Raw genomic sequence first — 15000 nt, 5'->3', positions numbered from 1 at the left:
AGTGACTGCCAAGCCGGAAACTGGCCCGGAACAGGCCGTAATTCCAGCTAAGCGCATCTCTTTCACGGGGTGAACGCCGCAAAATGCACGTCGTGAGAAGTGAGGCTCCGGTCGGTGGGTGTCACAAAAACTATGGTCATGTTGACAATTCGAATGGTGATCTACCACGCTGCGTAGTAGATCAAGGTCGAGGAGCGCTGGTGCAGCAGGAGAGAAGGCGGGTATCCGCGGTGCGGGCGGCGGTCCTGGCGCTGATATGCGTGGTGCCGTGGGTAGCGACGGGTTGTGGTAGCGCGGGCGACGACGCCGTTGCGCAGGGGGGAACCTTTCAGTTCGTCTCGCCCGGCGGGCAGACGGTCATCACCTACGACCCGCCCGCGAGCCGTCAGAGGATCGCTGACGTCTACGGCCCTGACGTGGTGACCGACCAGACCATCGGACTCGACGACTTCGCAGGCAAAGTCGTCGTCATCAACGTCTGGGGTTCGTGGTGTGGACCCTGCCGGGGAGAAGCCGACGACCTCGAACATGTCTACGCCCAGAACAAGGCCTCGGGAGTCGAGTTCCTCGGTATCAATCTGCGCGACAACCGGCAAGCGGCGAAGGACTTCATTATCGACAGAAAGGTCGCCTTTCCCTCGATCTACGACTTTGCCGGTCTGACCCTGGCTGCGCTGACCACCCCAACGTCGGTGGTGCCGACCACCATCGTGCTCGACCGCGACCACCGTCCGGCCGCGGTGTTCCTCAAGGCCATCACCGCCGACGAACTCGGGTCAACAGTTCAGCGAGTTCTCGCTGAGCCTGTGGCACAACCCCAATGACCCCACAGTCGGTCGAAGTGCAGGCTGCGGTCGGCGAGACGTTTGCCGACCTTGTCGCCAGCGGTCCGCTCCTGCTGGCGCTGCTCGCGTGCGTGATCGCCGGGCTGGTGTCGTTCGCCTCACCGTGCGTGGTCCCCCTCGTTCCGGGGTATCTGTCGTATCTGGCTGGCGTGGTCGGCGCCGAGGCGCCTGCGGTGTCGGTGGGGGAGTCGAACAAGCGGGGTCGTTCGCGTGTGGCGCTCGCCGCAGGCCTGTTCGTCCTCGGTTTCACCGTGGTCTTCGTGGCAGCGACCGCCACCGTACTCGGAGTCACCACCACTTTCGTGGTGAATCGTGAAGTCCTCCAGCGCATCGGCGGCGTGGTCACCATCATCATGGGCCTGGTGTTCATCGGGATGGTGCCGACACTGCAACAGGAACGACGGTTCGCCCCCCGCCGCGTCTCCAACATCGCCGGCGCTCCGCTGCTCGGCGGGGTCTTTGCACTCGGGTGGACCCCATGCCTAGGGCCCACGCTCGCGGCGGTCATTGCTACGGCCAGCGGCACCGAAGGTGCCACCGCAGCCAAGGGCGTCGCGCTGATCGTGGCGTACTGCGCCGGCCTGGGTATTCCTTTTGTCGTGCTTGCGTTTTCCTCGGCATGGGCGTTGCGCAGCCTCGGCTGGTTGCGGACCCACGCCCGCATGATCCAGATCGTCGGCGGCGCCATGATGATCGCGGTAGGTATCGCCTTGATCACCGGCCTGTGGGATCAATTCATCGTGTGGGTCCGCGACGCGTTCATCACCGATACCCAACTACCCATCTGAGGCCCGTAGTGGCGGCGCCGGTTCGACGGTCGCAGCGGCCACAGGTTTCCGGTCACCGCACCGTCACGAGACCCACCACCACCGGCATCACGCCGCCGACGTCGGGCCATCTCAGCACATCCCGATTCAGTCGTGACGTGATCCGCCGGTTCCGTTCCGCCCCGGTCTGTCATATAGTCACATGCGCATGTATTGATGTATGTGGACAGCGTAGCCATCTGGGTGTGGATGAGAGGGAGTACGACGCATGGGAGCCGGACACAATCACGGACCAACCGACCCCGCATCCAGCGACTCGTCGCTGCGTGTCCGGCTGGCGATCGCGTTTGCTCTGACGGGGATCATCGTCGTGGCCCAGCTTGTCGGGTCGGTGATCACGGGAAGTCTTGCGCTGCTGACCGACACCGCACACGCCGCGACAGATGCGATCGGTTTAGCGGTTGCGCTCGTCGCAGCAACCGTGATGCACCGCCCGGTCAGCAAAACCCGCACCTGGGGACTGCGGCGCATCGAGGTCATCGCCGCTCTGGGGCAGGCCTCGCTGCTGCTCGCTGTGGGCCTCTACGCTGCTGTCGAAGGCGTACGACGACTGTTCTCGCCACCCGAGGTGCCCTCGACCGAACTCCTGCTCTTCGGAGTCATCGGACTCGTGGCGAACATCGTCGCCATGCTCGTGCTCGCCTCGGGACGCGGCGCCAACTTCAACATGCGAGCGGCGTTTCTGGAGGTCCTCAACGACGCACTGGGATCGCTGGGTGTGATCGTCGCCGCAATCGTCATCGCTACCACCGGTTTCCAACAAGCTGACGCGCTGGCCGGGTTGTTCATCGCCGCGCTCATCGCACCCCGCGCCCTCAAACTCATGGCCGAGACGACGCGGGTGCTGATGGAATTCACCCCGAAAGGGATCGATCTCGACGACGTCAGGGCCCACATCCTCGAGATGGACCGTGTGCACGACGTGCACGACCTTCACGCATCGACGGTGGCCACGGGCCTACCGATCATCAGCGCTCACATTGTGGTCGATGACGACTGCTTCCAGGACGGCCACGCCCCCACCATCTTGGATGACATCCGGACCTGCGTGGCGACTCACTTCGCCATCTCCTTCGAGCATTCCACCTTCCAGCTCGAGACCAGCGCCCAGCGCCACCACGAGGAAGCGTTAGCCACCCATCACCCGTGAAGGATCACATCGGCGTCACACCACACCTGCGGTCTGGGCGAGTGCAGATCTCTGCTACACGAGTCTGCCGTCTCGGGCCGGGCGCTACCGCGGAGGTGTCACATCAGCGTCGACCAGTACCACCAGAAACGGTGGGCGATCAGGGCGATCACTGTCAGCACCCACACCAGCGGTACCACGGTGTGCACCGTGAGGATCGCATCGAGGGCTCGGCGCGCTGCCCCGGGTGGGCAGAAATGGTCGGCATTGCGCAGGCTCACATACCAAAAGGCAACCACGACAACCACCCACACGGCCATGCAGTACGGACAGAGCGCGTTGATTCGGTACAGGCTCTGGAGGATCAGCCAGTGGACGAACACCACCGCACCCGTCAACCCACTCTGCAGCCCGATCATGACCCAGGTGGGCGGTCGGCTCCCCATCAGGACCGCGACAGCAATCAGCGCGGAGAAGCCGGCAATTCCGAGCAGTGAGTTGGGAAACCCGAAGACGACCGCCTGGGGGGTGTCCATCACCGATCCGCAATTGACGATCGGGTTGATACTGCAGGTCGGTGTGTACGCCGGATCGGTTGCCAGTTCGAACTTTTCAACCGTCAGCGTGAACGCAGCGATGAGCCCGATACCTCCGCAGACCGCAAGTATCCACCCGAGCAGTCGCGGAGACACGGGGAATCGTGTCACTGGCGCCGAGGGTGAGGATGGCGAGGCCTGGCGGGGTGGTGGTGGGACGGTCACTGGCGTATTGCGGATTCGAGCGCCGAGCTCAGATCGTCATAGCTCTCGGGTTTGATCAGTTCATCGTTGATGAAGAAGGTGGGTGTACCGGTGACACCCAGCGCTTTGCCGTCAGCGACATCGCGGTCGACAAGTTCGCGGGTGGCCTGCGAGTTGTAGTCGGCGGCGAATCGATCCATGTCCAGACCGAGCTCCTGGGCATAGGAGAAGAACAGATCATCCAGCGGTACCCGCTGCTCACCCCAGCTGCGTTGGGTGTCGAACATCTTGCGGTACATCGGTTCGAACTGGCCTTGCTCGGCCGCGGCAGCCACGGCCCGTGCCGCGCGGTCAGCGTTGAAATGCCCGGGGAGCGGGAAGTAGCGGACCACGAAAGTGACCTGATCGCCGTATGTTTGGCGAAGCTGCTCCACCGCCGGGTATGCCGCCCCGCACCCTTCACATTCGAAGTCCAGGAATTCCACGAATGTTGCCTTGGACTCGGTCGGAGTCGATAGACGTGGGGAATCATCCCGTACCGTCATGCTCGCCTGGGCGGCAGCCTGTTCGCTGTCGGCGGCCCGGGACACCACGAACACCACTGTCAGCGCCAGGCAGAACACGAACACCACGGCGAGTGAGATCTTGACGGTGCGGCTCACCGGGGCACCCTCGACTCGAGTCGAATCTTCAGCGCTTGACCTGCCACGATGTTCACTCCCGTCAAACTACTACTACGTTAGCTAGTAGTTTACAGGCGCACGGCCCCGACCGGGCGACCGCGGGCGGATCGGTGCGCTCGACAAACTTCGGTGAGGGGTGCGGTGCGCGGTGGCGAGTTCTTCGGGTGCTCAGCGGGCCGGTGCGTCGTTTCCACCGATGCTTCATCCGGTGCTGCGCAGCGCTGCTGCCGTCGGCGCCGGCGGCATGCTGTACCTGAGTTTCCCTCCGCGTCAGCTGTGGTTCCTCGCCCCGTTGGCTATTGCGGTTCTGGTGGTGACGCTGCGGGGGCGGTCGTTGTGGGCGGCATCCGGCTATGGCTATCTGGCTGGGCTGGGGTTTTTCGTGCCTTTGCTGCCGTGGGTCGGCATCTATGTGGGTGCGGTGCCGTGGCTGGTCTTGGCAGCAGTCCAGGCGGTGGCGTTCGGGATCTTCGGGGCGTTGGCAGCAGCACTGGGCAGATGGCGCGGCGCGCCGGTGTGGTTGGCAGGCGCCTGGGTGGCAGTCGAAGCTGTTCGTTCCCGGATACCGTTTGGCGGTTTCCCCTGGGGCCGAATCGCATTCGGTCAACCGGACGGGTTGCTCCTGCCGTTGGCGGCGCTGGCCGGCGCGCCGGGGTTGTCGTTCGTTGTGGTGCTGCTCGGCGCGGCCCTGGCCGCGGCGGCGGGGGCCGTGGTCCGCCGGCAGCCTCAGACGTTGGCCGGGCCTGCGGCCACGGTTGCCGTGATTGGACTGCTGGTGTGGACGATGACGCCCGCGGGGGGAGGCGATGACGCGGGGGAGCGGGCGGTGACGGTGGCAGTGGTGCAGGGCAATGTGCCGCGGCTGGGGTTGGATTTCAATGCTCAGCGACGCGCAGTCCTCGACAATCATGTCCAACGCACCCTCGACCTGGCAGAGGAGATCCGCTCTGGGCGGGTCGTGCGTCCCGATGTGGTGGTGTGGCCGGAGAACTCATCCGACATCGACCCGTTCGGTAACCGCGATGCTGCGGCGCAGATTGATCGTGCCGCGCGGGCGATCGGGGTGCCGATCCTGGTGGGAGCGGTGATCGCCGGGAGCAACGGCACGTCCCGCAACACATTGGTGGTGTGGGATCCGGTTACCGGTCCTGGTCAGGAGCACGACAAACGTCAGCTGGTGCCGTTCGGGGAGTACTTGCCGCTGCGGGAACTGATGACACAGCTGTCGTCCTACGCCAGCCGGGCCGGCAACTTCGTTCCTGGCACAGGCAATGGTGTCGTCGATCTTGCAGGTGAACCGGTGGCGGTAGCGACCTGCTACGAAGTCGCGTTCGACGATCTGGTGACCGAATCGGTGCGCGCCGGCGCGCAACTGATCGCCGTACCGACCAACAACGCGACGTTCGGGCGCACCGAGATGACCTACCAGCAACTCGCGATGTCGCGGGTGCGGGCAGTCGAGCACGGTAGGGCGGTAGTCATCGCAGCAACCAGTGGGGTGAGCGCGGTCATCGAGCCTGATGGGACCGTTGCACAACGCACAGCGCTGTTCACCCCCGATGTCCTCATCGCGCGGGTGCCGCTGAGGACAACGACGACCCTGGCGACGCGGATCGGAGCAGCAGGAGAAGGGATCTGTGCTGCCGCGGTCCTGGCGGCACTGGTTGTACGCACGTGGAGATCACGCCAACGAACCTGACGCGGCCGTGGTGCCCTCAGTGGCGTTCGCGATGAGACGTTGGCGAGCTACTCGGTGTGTCATCGGCGTCATCCGACGGGCTCGAACAGCAGCTGCACCCTGGTTCTGTTGTGGCAGCACAACTCGTGCTGGTCGCCGCGCCGCGGAATCGTGGAGTCGGCAGCAGGGGCGCCTCGGGCACCGGCCGTGGTTGATCGGTGGTGGTGGCTGATACCGGGGCGCAACAGGCGTCGCCTGTGTCGTGGTAGGCCGCCACCGAGATGTTGAGCTTGCCGGGGGTTACCCGGGGCACGGCGCCAGCGCCTGGCAGTGCTTTCGTCCGGGCGGCGCGAATCGCGTTGGCGATCACCAGCACTTCTGCGAGTTCGTGGACGAAGACCACTGTGGCCAGGCCGAGGACGCCCGTGGCGGCCAGCGGAATCAGAACACCGATGATGGCCAGAGAGAATCCTATGTTCTGCACCATGATTCGGCGTGCGCGCCGAGCGTGGGACAGCACTTGCGGGAGATGGCGGAGATCTTCGCCCATCAACGCCACATCGGCGGTTTCGATGGCGACGTCGGTACCCATCGCTCCCATCGCGATTCCGACATCGGCGGTGGCCAACGCTGGGGCGTCGTTGACGCCGTCGCCGACCATGGCGATCGCCTGCCCGCGCGCCAGTGTGGGCAGCAAGTCGGCTTTGTCTTCGGGAAGCAGCTCGGAATGGACGGTGCTGATTCCGGCCGCCGTCGCCAAGGCGTGTGCGGTGCGGTCGTTGTCCCCGGTCAGCATGACCGAGTTGACACCCAGCGCCGTCAGCTGAGCGACCGTTTCAGCGGCCTCGGGGCGGAGCTCATCGCGGACGGCGATGGCGGCGACGACGGTGCCATCGCGTTCGATCAGCACGACGGTGGCACCGTCGCTCTGCAACCGGGTGACATCGCCGGCGAGCGCGCCAGGATCGAGCCACCCGGGTTTGCCCAGGCGCAGGTGCTGTCCGCGTATCTGGCCGGTGAGTCCGTGACCGGCGATCGCGGTGACGTCCTCGGCAGGTGAGCCCAGAGCAGGTGCGGCCGCAAGAATCGCGCTCGCCAGCGGGTGCTCGCTGCGTGCCTCGAGCGCGGCGGCATAGGATAACGCGTCCTCGCGGGTGATCTCGGGGGTGCTCACCACAGCGATGACCTCCGGAGTGCCGCGTGTCAAGGTGCCGGTCTTGTCCAGTGCGACGACGCGAACCCGTCCCAACTCCTCCAGGGCAGCACCGCCTTTGACCAATGCGCCCTGGCGGCTGGCGGCGCCGATCGCGGCGACCACCGTCAGCGGCACCGCGATCGCCAACGCACACGGGGACGCAGCAACGAGGACCACCAGGCCGCGTTCGAGCCACACCAGGGGATCACCAAGCAGCGCACCGATACCTGCCACGAGCGCCGCGAGCACCATGATGGCCGGGACCAGGGGGCGGGCGATACGGTCGGCGAGACGTTGGCCGGCGCCTTTGCGTTCCTGCGCTTGCTCGACGATGTGAACGATGCGGGCCAGGGAACTATCGGCGGCGCGGGCGGTCACGCGGACTTCGATCGCACCGCCACCGTTGATGGCGCCGGCGTAGAGCAAGTCGCCCGGACCTGCCTCCACGGGAACAGATTCGCCGGTGATCGCCGACAGGTCCACGCTGGTAGTGCCCGCGGTGATCGTCCCGTCGGTCGACGCGCGCTCACCGGGACGCACCACCAGCAGATCGCCGATGATCAACTCATCCGGCGACACGGTGATCTCACGTCCCTCACGAATCACCGAAGCAGTGGGCGGAACCAGCGCGAGCAGCGACCGCAGCCCGCGCCGGGTCTTGGTGACCGCGTAATGCTCGAGTCCTTCAGCGACCGAGAACAAGATTCCGAGTAGCGCAGCTTCGGGTATTTGGCCCAGCGCCACAGCCCCGATCGCGGCGATCGTCATCAGCGTTCCGACACCGATGCGCCCGCGGCGCAGCGACCTCAGCGCCGACGGCACGAACGTTGAGGCGGCTACAACTGCCGCCAGCAGTTCCAGGACGACGCCCGCGGTCTCTGATAGAGAGCCTCCGATGATCCAGCCGAGCGCGAGGAACACTGCTGCTGCGGCGGCGAAACGCAACTCGCGCACCTGCCACAACCGGACCGGGCCCTGATCGACCTCAGCCTCGAGGTCGGCGGAATCGGAGGGTCCGCAGCATGCGTCAGCCATGAGCATGTCCCTGCACTGTGGCTGCCGACGGTGTCGTCATGGCTGCGGTGGAGAGTCCTGCAATCGCTAGGACCGCTGTCACGAGAGCGTGGCCGGAGGGGGTCAACGCATACATCACTAACCGTCCGTGGCGGCGCCCGGTCACCAGGCCGGCACCCTTGAGTAGGCGCAGATGGTGCGAGACGAGGTTCTGCGCCAGGCCTACCACCCACGCGAGGTCGCAGACACAGAGTTCGTCCCCCGACAGCAACGCCGTTGCCACTCGCAGCCGGGTCGGATCACCGAGTGCACGAGCTCCGGTGGCGGCACGGTCGATTGCGGTCACATCGGGTAACGCAGTCCGGATAGTTTCCGCGTGCGGCAGATCGAGACACAGCAGATCGCACGTGTCCACCGACTCCTGAGTCATATCAACATCCTTACGTTCATTGATATGACCCATGTTAGGCATGCCAGTACGGATATCTCAACACCCGTCGATATGTCGAGTGGCGTCGACACGCTCTCGAGCCAGGGGGCGGGGCGCTTAGGTGTCGGTGTTGCCCTTCTTCCACTGTGACCACGGGATGTTCCAGTCGCCGAGTCCATCGACTCCCGACAGCGTGTCGGCGTTGGTGTTCTTGACCGTGACGGGGTCACCGCGCAGGGTGTTCTTCACGAGCCATTCCGCGTCTGCGGGACTCAGGTTTGGGCAACCGTTGCTGACGTTGCTGTTGCCTTGGGCCGACATCGACCACGGCGCGCCGTGCATGTAGATGCCGCTGTAGGACATCTGCACCGCCCATTGAACGGGTGTGCGGTATCCCGCTGCGGACTCGACAGGCACTCCGTAGGTGGACGAGTCCATGATGATGTGCTCGACGCGATCTCCGATCATGTAGATGCCGCGGGGCGTCGGAGTGCTGTCTTTGCCGAACGAGGTCGGCATCGTGCGGATGACCTTGCCGTCTCGTTTGACGACGATCGTTTTGGTGTTGTCGTCGGCAACGATTTCCTGAGCTCTGCCAATGGTGAAGTCGTAGGACAAGTTCTCGTCGCCGTAGAGCCCGTCGCCGAGGTTGACTCCGTAAATGTTGACGGCGACACTGACTTTAGTGCCCGGTGTCCAGAAGCGTTCGGGCCTCCACCGGACCTCGGAGTCGCTGATCCAATAGAACGCACCCTGCATCTTGGGGTCAGACGACACGGTGATCGCCGCCTGCGCCTTCTTTCGGTCGGGGATGGGATCGGCGAACCGCACGCCGATCGTGTGGGCGATCCCGACGGTTTTCTCGCCGAGGATGGCCGCGCTGGTCAACGATTCCGGCGAGGTCGTGGTGAAACGTTGCGAGACGACCGATCGACCGCCCACGCCCACAGCCTCGGCTTGAACGGAATACCGCTTCGAATATCCCAGGGGCTGGGTGCTTGTCCACGTTGAGCCGTCCTCGCTCAGCAAGCCCGCCAAGGGACGGCCGCTGGCTGTGGGAATACGGACGTTAGTCAACGCGCCGCGACTGGCCGTGACAACAATAGGAAGCCCAGGTTCGACAACCGCGTTGGGCGCAAGTCGCCCGCCACCTTCAGTGGCCACAGCGATGGAAGGCTGTGTGATGTCGGCGAAGCTGTCGACGGCCTGAATCTCGTTGCTGAAGGCGGCACCTCCGGTCGAGCTGCACGAGGTCAACACCATCACCACCGCCGTCAGCGTTGCGAGCATCAGCAGTCGCGGAATACCGGCCCGGACCGACCAGCGACATTCACGAGAGCCCGAGCACTGCGGCTGCCCACCGTGAGTCGCCCGGCGATCACGTGGCTCTTCGGTAGCTCGAGTCCCTCTTACGCGGCCCATCGATTGTCGAACCCTCCCACTCGGCGCTGGACTAGGTTTACTAACCACGATAGTAGTTGAAGGCTGTGGGCTCCTTTACCCGCTGCACCGCGTGAGAGAAGGTTCGAAACGTCTCGTGGTGGGCGACCGCCGAGCCACCACGTCGACCTCACTATTGCCGTGTGGCGACACCCAACAGGTAGTCGCCGCCGATGCGTGTTCGCCACCGCTCGCCGACGTCGAGACCGTGGTGGGACAACTCGTGCAGGAATTCACCGGCGGTGAACCGATCCTCGCTCGGATGGTCAAACAGCACTTGGTAGGTCGGCCGAGCAAGGGCGGTCGCGGTGACCTCGTCAAAGAAGAACCGCCCACCCGGTTTGAGTACGCGGGCCACCTCGTCCAAGGCTTCCCGCCAGTTCGGGATGTGGTGAATGATCGCGAAGTCGAAGACTGCGTCATAAGTACCGTTCTGCCCGCCGCCGACGTCGTGAAATGCTGAACGCAGGTCCGTTGCGCTACCTCGGGCGAGGTGTGCCCTGCCGGTGTGTCGGCGTAGGCGGTGGTGAGCGCGAGAAATCATCGCCGGATCGAGGTCTACCGCGTCGACGCGCGCGGCGCCGAACTCGTCGAGGATCAGCCGGGTGCCGTACCCCGACCCGCACCCCAGCTCAGCAACGTGCGCTCCCGGGGTCCGTCCGCCCAGCGCAGTCAAGACACGCGCCTCGTAGCGCTGCAGCCACCGCCGGGGCGGCGAGTTCACCAGGACAGTCTCCATGCGGTTCATCAACATTGTTGACCACCCTCCCTCATCATCGGCGGAGACCGCTTATTATCGTCTGGTGACGATCAATAGCATGGATGGGTGTTGCACGTCGAGAGCCGGAACGAATGTGGACGCGGCGGTGGCGTTGTTTCACAGCCTGTCCGATAGCACCCGTTTGGCGATTGTGCGTCGTCTTGCCGGCGGGGAGGTCAGGGTCGCCGACCTGGTAGGGGAGTTGGGTTTGGCGCAGTCGACAGTGTCAGCGCATGTGGCATGCCTTCGCGACTGCGGGCTAGTTGAGGGACGCCCACAGGGTAGGCAGGTGTTCTACCGCCTCACTCGGCCCGAGTTGATGGACCTGCTGGCCTCGGCGGAGACCCTGCTGGCGGCCACTGGTAGCGCGGTAGCGCTGTGCCCGAACTATGCCGGCGACGCCGCCGCAGCGTCAGCGAGTTCTACCCCGGCTGGAGCCTTTACGTGACCGACGCGACGCCGGCAGTGACGAAAACACTCCACCCCCGAGGCGTTCTCATGGCCCTGGTTGTCGTGGTGACCTCCGTCGGGCTGGCAGTCAACTCCTTCGCTGTCAGCCGACTCACCGAGGGCAGTGCGGCCGATCTGGGAGTGCTCCAATTGCGGTTAGCGTTCAACCCCGGTGTTGCATTCAGCCTCGGTGATCAGCTGCCCAGCTGGGCCATACTCGCCGTGGCCGGGTTCATCACCCTCGCACTGGCCGGCTACGCAGTGCACGTCGCACCCGACGCGGGGGTCGCCGGCCGGATCGGATTTGCCGCGGTCCTCGGCGGCGCACTCACCAACCTGATCGACCGCGCCGCCGACGGCGTCGTCACCGACTACTTCCATACCGGCTGGTTCCCCACGTTCAACCTCGCGGACACATTCATCACCATCGGCGTCGTCCTGATCGTGCTAGATGTGTTGCGGCAAGAATGGTCAGCTCCGCGCGACGCCTAGGGGATCGAACCGTCGCGCGAACTCGCTTAACCGGCGACCGTCAGGTAGATCAAGGCGACGTTGAGCACGATGATGACCGCTGCAGTCAGCCAGGCCAGCGACGTGGTGACTCGATTGTTCACATCCTCGCCCATCAGCATCCTGTCGCTGGTGTAACGCACTAACGGAACCAGTGCGAAGGGGATGCCGAAGGACAGAACGACCTGCGAGACAATCAGAGCTCGGCTGGGATCAATTCCGATGGCCAACACTGTGATGGCAGGTATCAGGGTGATCAGGCGTCGGAGTATGAGCGGGATCCTGCGCTGCAACAGCCCGTCCATGATCATCGCGCCGGCGTACGCCCCGACCGAGGTTGATGCCAGACCCGAGGCAAGAAGCCCCAACGCGAACAGCAACGCCACCACTTGCCCCAAGGTGTCGGAGACCGCCGCATGCGCTCCGTCTATCGAATCAACCCCTTCACGGCCACGCAAAGTGGTTGCTGCCACCAGCAGCATGGACAGGTTGACCGCGCCCGCCAGCAGCATCGCCAGACCGACATCGATCTTCGTCACACGCAACAACCGCGACCGGATCGGCCCCTCCGGTTGATGGCCGTGTCGATCCCGCACCAAGCCTGAATGCAGATACACCGCGTGAGGCATCACCGTCGCACCCAACATGGCGGCCGCGATCAGCACGCTTTCCGATCCATCGAACCGCGGCAAGAGGCCCCCCACGACAGCCCCGGGGGGAGGTGGTGCCACGACGGTGCTTGTCAGAAAACCGATGGCAATGACAGCCAGCAAGCCAATGATCACCCGCTCGAACGGTTGCTGCCCTCTGCGGTCTTGGACAAGAAGTAAGACCATAGACACCGAACCTGTGACGACCCCACCGATGAGCAACGGCAGATCGAAGAGCAGATTCAGCGCGATAGCTCCGCCCACCACTTCGGCGAGATCGGTTGCCATAGCGACAATCTCAGCCTGCACCCAGTAGGAGAGCCTGGCGGTCCGCGACGCGCGCAGACGCACCGTCTCCGGCAATGACCTGCCCGTGACCACCCCGAGCTTGGCAGAAAGGAACTGCACCAACCCCGCCATCACGTTCGCAACCACGATCACCCACACAAGGAGGTAACCGAACTGGGCGCCGGCGCTGATATTGGACGCGACATTGCCGGGATCAACATAGGCGATGGCTGCGACGAACGCCGGACCAAGCAGTAGGGACCCCGACCGAGCTCGCGCGAGCCGCGGACGAGCCGAAGCCATGACCTCTCGCATTGCCGCCCCTCAGTCACAAAGTTCGGTCTACCGAATAAAACTATTCGATACACCGTAGTTGATGGGGCGGCACATGACGAGACTTGGGGAGCTTGGCTGGTGGGGCGACGTCTTCGACGGCCCGGAAGTGCGAGCGCGCCGCAGCGGGGCGCATCACCGCTTGTTATCTACGCGCCGAAATACTACGCTACGTAGTATTTCGATGTGGGCAGGAAGAGCAGGTGAGACCCGGATGGCGATGCGGGCGAGGAAGTCCCGGCGGCCGATGGTGCTGGGAGTCGACTGGCAGACAGCTAAGGACCACGTCGCCGACCGCGCACTCTGTTCTCTCGCGAGTGATGACGACTTCCAGGGTGCGGCGTTACCCATACGACGACGATGATGCACACCGGCACCATCGAAGCGCCGACGCCGCGACGACCACGCCGCCGACTCAGCCCCCTACCCAGATTGTGGCGCTCGTTGACGTCGATGAAAACAGCACTCATGCTGCTGTTCCTGTTGGCCGCGGCGGCAATCCCGGGCGCTCTGCTGCCGCAGCGCCCACTCAACGAACAGAAAACAACCCAGTACATTGCCGACCGCGGCGCCCTCGGCACGTGGATGGACAGACTGCAGCTTTTCGACGTCTTCGCCAGCTCGTGGTTCACCGCAATCTACGTCCTGCTGTTCGTGTCGCTTGTGGGCTGCCTCACCCCCCGCATCCTCGAACATCTGCGCGCGGTGCGAGCCCGTCCAGTTCCCGCGCCGCGCAACCTCACCCGCCTGCCGCGGCACCTCGAGGACACCGTAGAAGGAACACCCGAAGAGGTTGCTGCCCTCATCAACGCCAACCTCCGGGGCTGGCGCCGAGCCACCACCACACGACCAGCGACTACGCACCGACCCACCGCAGCCGTCGAGATCTCCGCAGAAAAGGGTTACCTCCGCGAGTGGGGCAACCTCGTGTTCCACTTCGCCCTACTCGCCTTGCTGATATCGATCGCGGCCGACAAACTCTACGGCTACGAAGGCACCCGCAGTCTCGTCGCCGATGGCACACAAGGGTTGTGCAACACCTCGACCGCGGTTTATGACTCATTCCGCGCAGGCAGCCTCGTCGATGGCACCGATCTCTCACCATTCTGTGTCCGCGTCGAGGGCTTCGATGCCCGGTTCCTGCCGAGCGGTCAGCCCGACATGTACGAAGCCGACGTCACCTACACCGGGGACGTGCGACAGTCCGATCCCGATACGTGGAGCACTGCACGCATCCGAGTGAACGAACCGCTGCGAGTAGCTGGCGACCGCGTCTATGTCCTCGGCAACGGCTTCGCACCGACGTTCACCGTGACGTTCCCCAACGGTGAGCAACGCACTCAGACAGTGCTGTTCATTCCCGACAACTTGCAGACGATGCTGTCCTCCGGCGCGGCCCGTTTCGATACCCCAGCCGGCCTCTACCCCGACGCAGACGAACGTCGCAATCGACAGATCGCGATCGAGGGCCTATTCGCGCCCACCGCAGCATTCCAAGGAACCCTGCTCACCTCATCGTTTCCCGTGCCGAATGATCCGTATGTGGCGATCAGGATCTACCAAGGCGACACCGGACTGGATACCGGTCGCCCGCAGAATGCGTACTCCTTGAACCGAGCGCTCATCGAGCAGGGTCGGCTCCAGCAGCGGGCACAGGTCAATCTCAACCCGGGACAGACTCACACCATCGCCGATGGCACCGTGGTGCGCTTTGATGGGTATGAACGCTTCGTGTCCATGCAGGTGTCGCACGGGCCGGCACAGAACTGGGTTCTGGTGTCGGCGACCGTGATGCTGGCTGGGTTACTTGTGTCTCTACTTGTCCGGCGTCGCCGAATCTGGGTGCGGCTAGTGCCCGTCGAAGTCGACGGCCAACGAGGCACCGCAGTAACGATCGCGGGACTGGCCCGCACCGATCAGGCCGGGTGGGGCGAAGACTTCGACCAGCAGGCGCGGCGATGGCTGACCCAGCCAGGGCCGACAAGCCGCCGACCACGGCGCGCACCTCGGCCATGAACTTTCACATCC

At 64.4% G+C, this 15000-nt stretch carries 14 protein-coding genes; 7 read left to right on the top strand and 7 right to left on the bottom strand.

The window, feature by feature from the left end:
* Positions 1–230: 230 nt before the first annotated feature.
* The 3 genes from AB4Z55_RS26635 to AB4Z55_RS26625 all read left to right on the top strand — a co-directional run bounded on the left by AB4Z55_RS26635 (position 231) and on the right by AB4Z55_RS26625 (position 2822).
* Positions 231–824, top strand: coding sequence for a TlpA disulfide reductase family protein (locus AB4Z55_RS26635; RefSeq protein WP_159371921.1), 594 nt, complete (start codon positions 231–233; stop codon positions 822–824).
* A complete protein-coding gene (locus tag AB4Z55_RS26630) occupies positions 821–1633 on the top strand; it encodes a cytochrome c biogenesis CcdA family protein (protein ID WP_127964027.1) in 813 nt (270 codons plus the stop codon). The genes AB4Z55_RS26635 and AB4Z55_RS26630 overlap by 4 nt, the downstream gene beginning before the upstream one ends.
* A gap of 247 nt (positions 1634–1880) precedes the next feature.
* Positions 1881–2822 (top strand): cation diffusion facilitator family transporter, encoded by a 942-nt coding sequence (locus tag AB4Z55_RS26625; protein ID WP_127964025.1) that lies wholly within the window; start codon positions 1881–1883, stop codon positions 2820–2822.
* A 98-nt stretch (positions 2823–2920) separates the two neighbouring features.
* Here the strand turns inward: AB4Z55_RS26625 and AB4Z55_RS26620 are convergent, their stop codons facing one another.
* Positions 2921–3493, bottom strand: a complete 573-nt coding sequence (locus AB4Z55_RS26620) for a vitamin K epoxide reductase family protein (protein WP_159371922.1) — start codon at positions 3491–3493, stop codon at positions 2921–2923.
* Positions 3494–3558: 65 nt separating this feature from the next.
* Complete coding sequence (locus AB4Z55_RS26615) at positions 3559–4203, bottom strand: thioredoxin domain-containing protein (RefSeq protein WP_127964021.1); 645 nt, start codon at positions 4201–4203, stop codon at positions 3559–3561.
* A 217-nt stretch (positions 4204–4420) separates the two neighbouring features.
* Between AB4Z55_RS26615 and lnt the strand changes: the two genes are divergently transcribed.
* Positions 4421–5923: an apolipoprotein N-acyltransferase gene (gene lnt, locus AB4Z55_RS26610; protein WP_159370893.1), complete on the top strand. Its 1503-nt coding sequence runs from the start codon at positions 4421–4423 to the stop codon at positions 5921–5923.
* A gap of 16 nt (positions 5924–5939) precedes the next feature.
* Here lnt and AB4Z55_RS26605 read toward each other — a convergent pair whose 3' ends face one another.
* The 4 genes from AB4Z55_RS26605 to AB4Z55_RS26590 all read right to left on the bottom strand — a co-directional run bounded on the left by AB4Z55_RS26605 (position 5940) and on the right by AB4Z55_RS26590 (position 10720).
* Positions 5940–8132 (bottom strand): cation-translocating P-type ATPase, encoded by a 2193-nt coding sequence (locus AB4Z55_RS26605; protein ID WP_075863780.1) that lies wholly within the window; start codon positions 8130–8132, stop codon positions 5940–5942.
* A complete protein-coding gene (locus tag AB4Z55_RS26600) occupies positions 8125–8541 on the bottom strand; it encodes a metalloregulator ArsR/SmtB family transcription factor (protein ID WP_338858019.1) in 417 nt (138 codons plus the stop codon). Before AB4Z55_RS26600 ends, AB4Z55_RS26605 begins: the two co-directional genes overlap by 8 nt.
* Positions 8542–8658: 117 nt before the next feature.
* On the bottom strand, positions 8659–9831 hold the full coding sequence (locus AB4Z55_RS26595; protein WP_075863879.1) for an Ig-like domain-containing protein: 1173 nt from the start codon (positions 9829–9831) through the stop codon (positions 8659–8661).
* Between the two features lie 283 nt (positions 9832–10114).
* Positions 10115–10720, bottom strand: coding sequence for a class I SAM-dependent methyltransferase (locus AB4Z55_RS26590; protein ID WP_369521098.1), 606 nt, complete (start codon positions 10718–10720; stop codon positions 10115–10117).
* A 64-nt stretch (positions 10721–10784) separates the two neighbouring features.
* On the opposite strand from AB4Z55_RS26590, the gene AB4Z55_RS26585 reads away from it, so the two are divergent.
* Entirely contained in the window at positions 10785–11189 is a 405-nt protein-coding gene (locus AB4Z55_RS26585) for a helix-turn-helix transcriptional regulator (RefSeq protein WP_075863877.1), read from the top strand.
* Between the two features lie 50 nt (positions 11190–11239).
* Positions 11240–11683 (top strand): signal peptidase II, encoded by a 444-nt coding sequence (gene lspA, locus AB4Z55_RS26580; protein ID WP_075863876.1) that lies wholly within the window; start codon positions 11240–11242, stop codon positions 11681–11683.
* A gap of 26 nt (positions 11684–11709) precedes the next feature.
* Here the strand turns inward: lspA and AB4Z55_RS26575 are convergent, their stop codons facing one another.
* Positions 11710–12954 (bottom strand): Nramp family divalent metal transporter, encoded by a 1245-nt coding sequence (locus AB4Z55_RS26575; RefSeq protein WP_075863875.1) that lies wholly within the window; start codon positions 12952–12954, stop codon positions 11710–11712.
* Positions 12955–13335: 381 nt separating this feature from the next.
* On the opposite strand from AB4Z55_RS26575, the gene AB4Z55_RS26570 reads away from it, so the two are divergent.
* Entirely contained in the window at positions 13336–14988 is a 1653-nt protein-coding gene (locus tag AB4Z55_RS26570; protein ID WP_369521101.1) for a cytochrome c biogenesis protein ResB, read from the top strand.
* The last annotated feature ends 12 nt before the right edge of the window (positions 14989–15000 follow it).

The sequence above is a fragment of the Gordonia sp. ABKF26 genome, assembly GCF_041103195.1.
Lineage (GTDB): Bacteria > Actinomycetota > Actinomycetes > Mycobacteriales > Mycobacteriaceae > Gordonia > Gordonia terrae.
The sequence above is the reverse complement of the archived record's forward strand: the minus strand, read 5'-3'. Positions and strand labels throughout refer to the sequence as shown.

Bases quoted from the DNA above. Each gene is read 5' to 3' on its own strand.
- AB4Z55_RS26630 (WP_127964027.1), top strand. From the start codon at position 821: ATGACCCCACAGTCGGTCGAAGTGCAGGCTGCGGTCGGCGAGACGTTT.
- AB4Z55_RS26625 (WP_127964025.1), top strand. From the start codon at position 1,881: ATGGGAGCCGGACACAATCACGGACCAACCGACCCCGCATCCAGCGAC.
- lnt (WP_159370893.1), top strand. From the start codon at position 4,421: ATGCTTCATCCGGTGCTGCGCAGCGCTGCTGCCGTCGGCGCCGGCGGC.
- AB4Z55_RS26605 (WP_075863780.1), bottom strand. From the start codon at position 8,132: ATGGCTGACGCATGCTGCGGACCCTCCGATTCCGCCGACCTCGAGGCT.
- AB4Z55_RS26600 (WP_338858019.1), bottom strand. From the start codon at position 8,541: ATGACTCAGGAGTCGGTGGACACGTGCGATCTGCTGTGTCTCGATCTG.
- AB4Z55_RS26595 (WP_075863879.1), bottom strand. From the start codon at position 9,831: ATGCTCGCAACGCTGACGGCGGTGGTGATGGTGTTGACCTCGTGCAGC.
- AB4Z55_RS26590 (WP_369521098.1), bottom strand. From the start codon at position 10,720: ATGGAGACTGTCCTGGTGAACTCGCCGCCCCGGCGGTGGCTGCAGCGC.
- lspA (WP_075863876.1), top strand. From the start codon at position 11,240: ATGGCCCTGGTTGTCGTGGTGACCTCCGTCGGGCTGGCAGTCAACTCC.
- AB4Z55_RS26575 (WP_075863875.1), bottom strand. From the start codon at position 12,954: ATGCGAGAGGTCATGGCTTCGGCTCGTCCGCGGCTCGCGCGAGCTCGG.
- AB4Z55_RS26570 (WP_369521101.1), top strand. From the start codon at position 13,336: ATGCACACCGGCACCATCGAAGCGCCGACGCCGCGACGACCACGCCGC.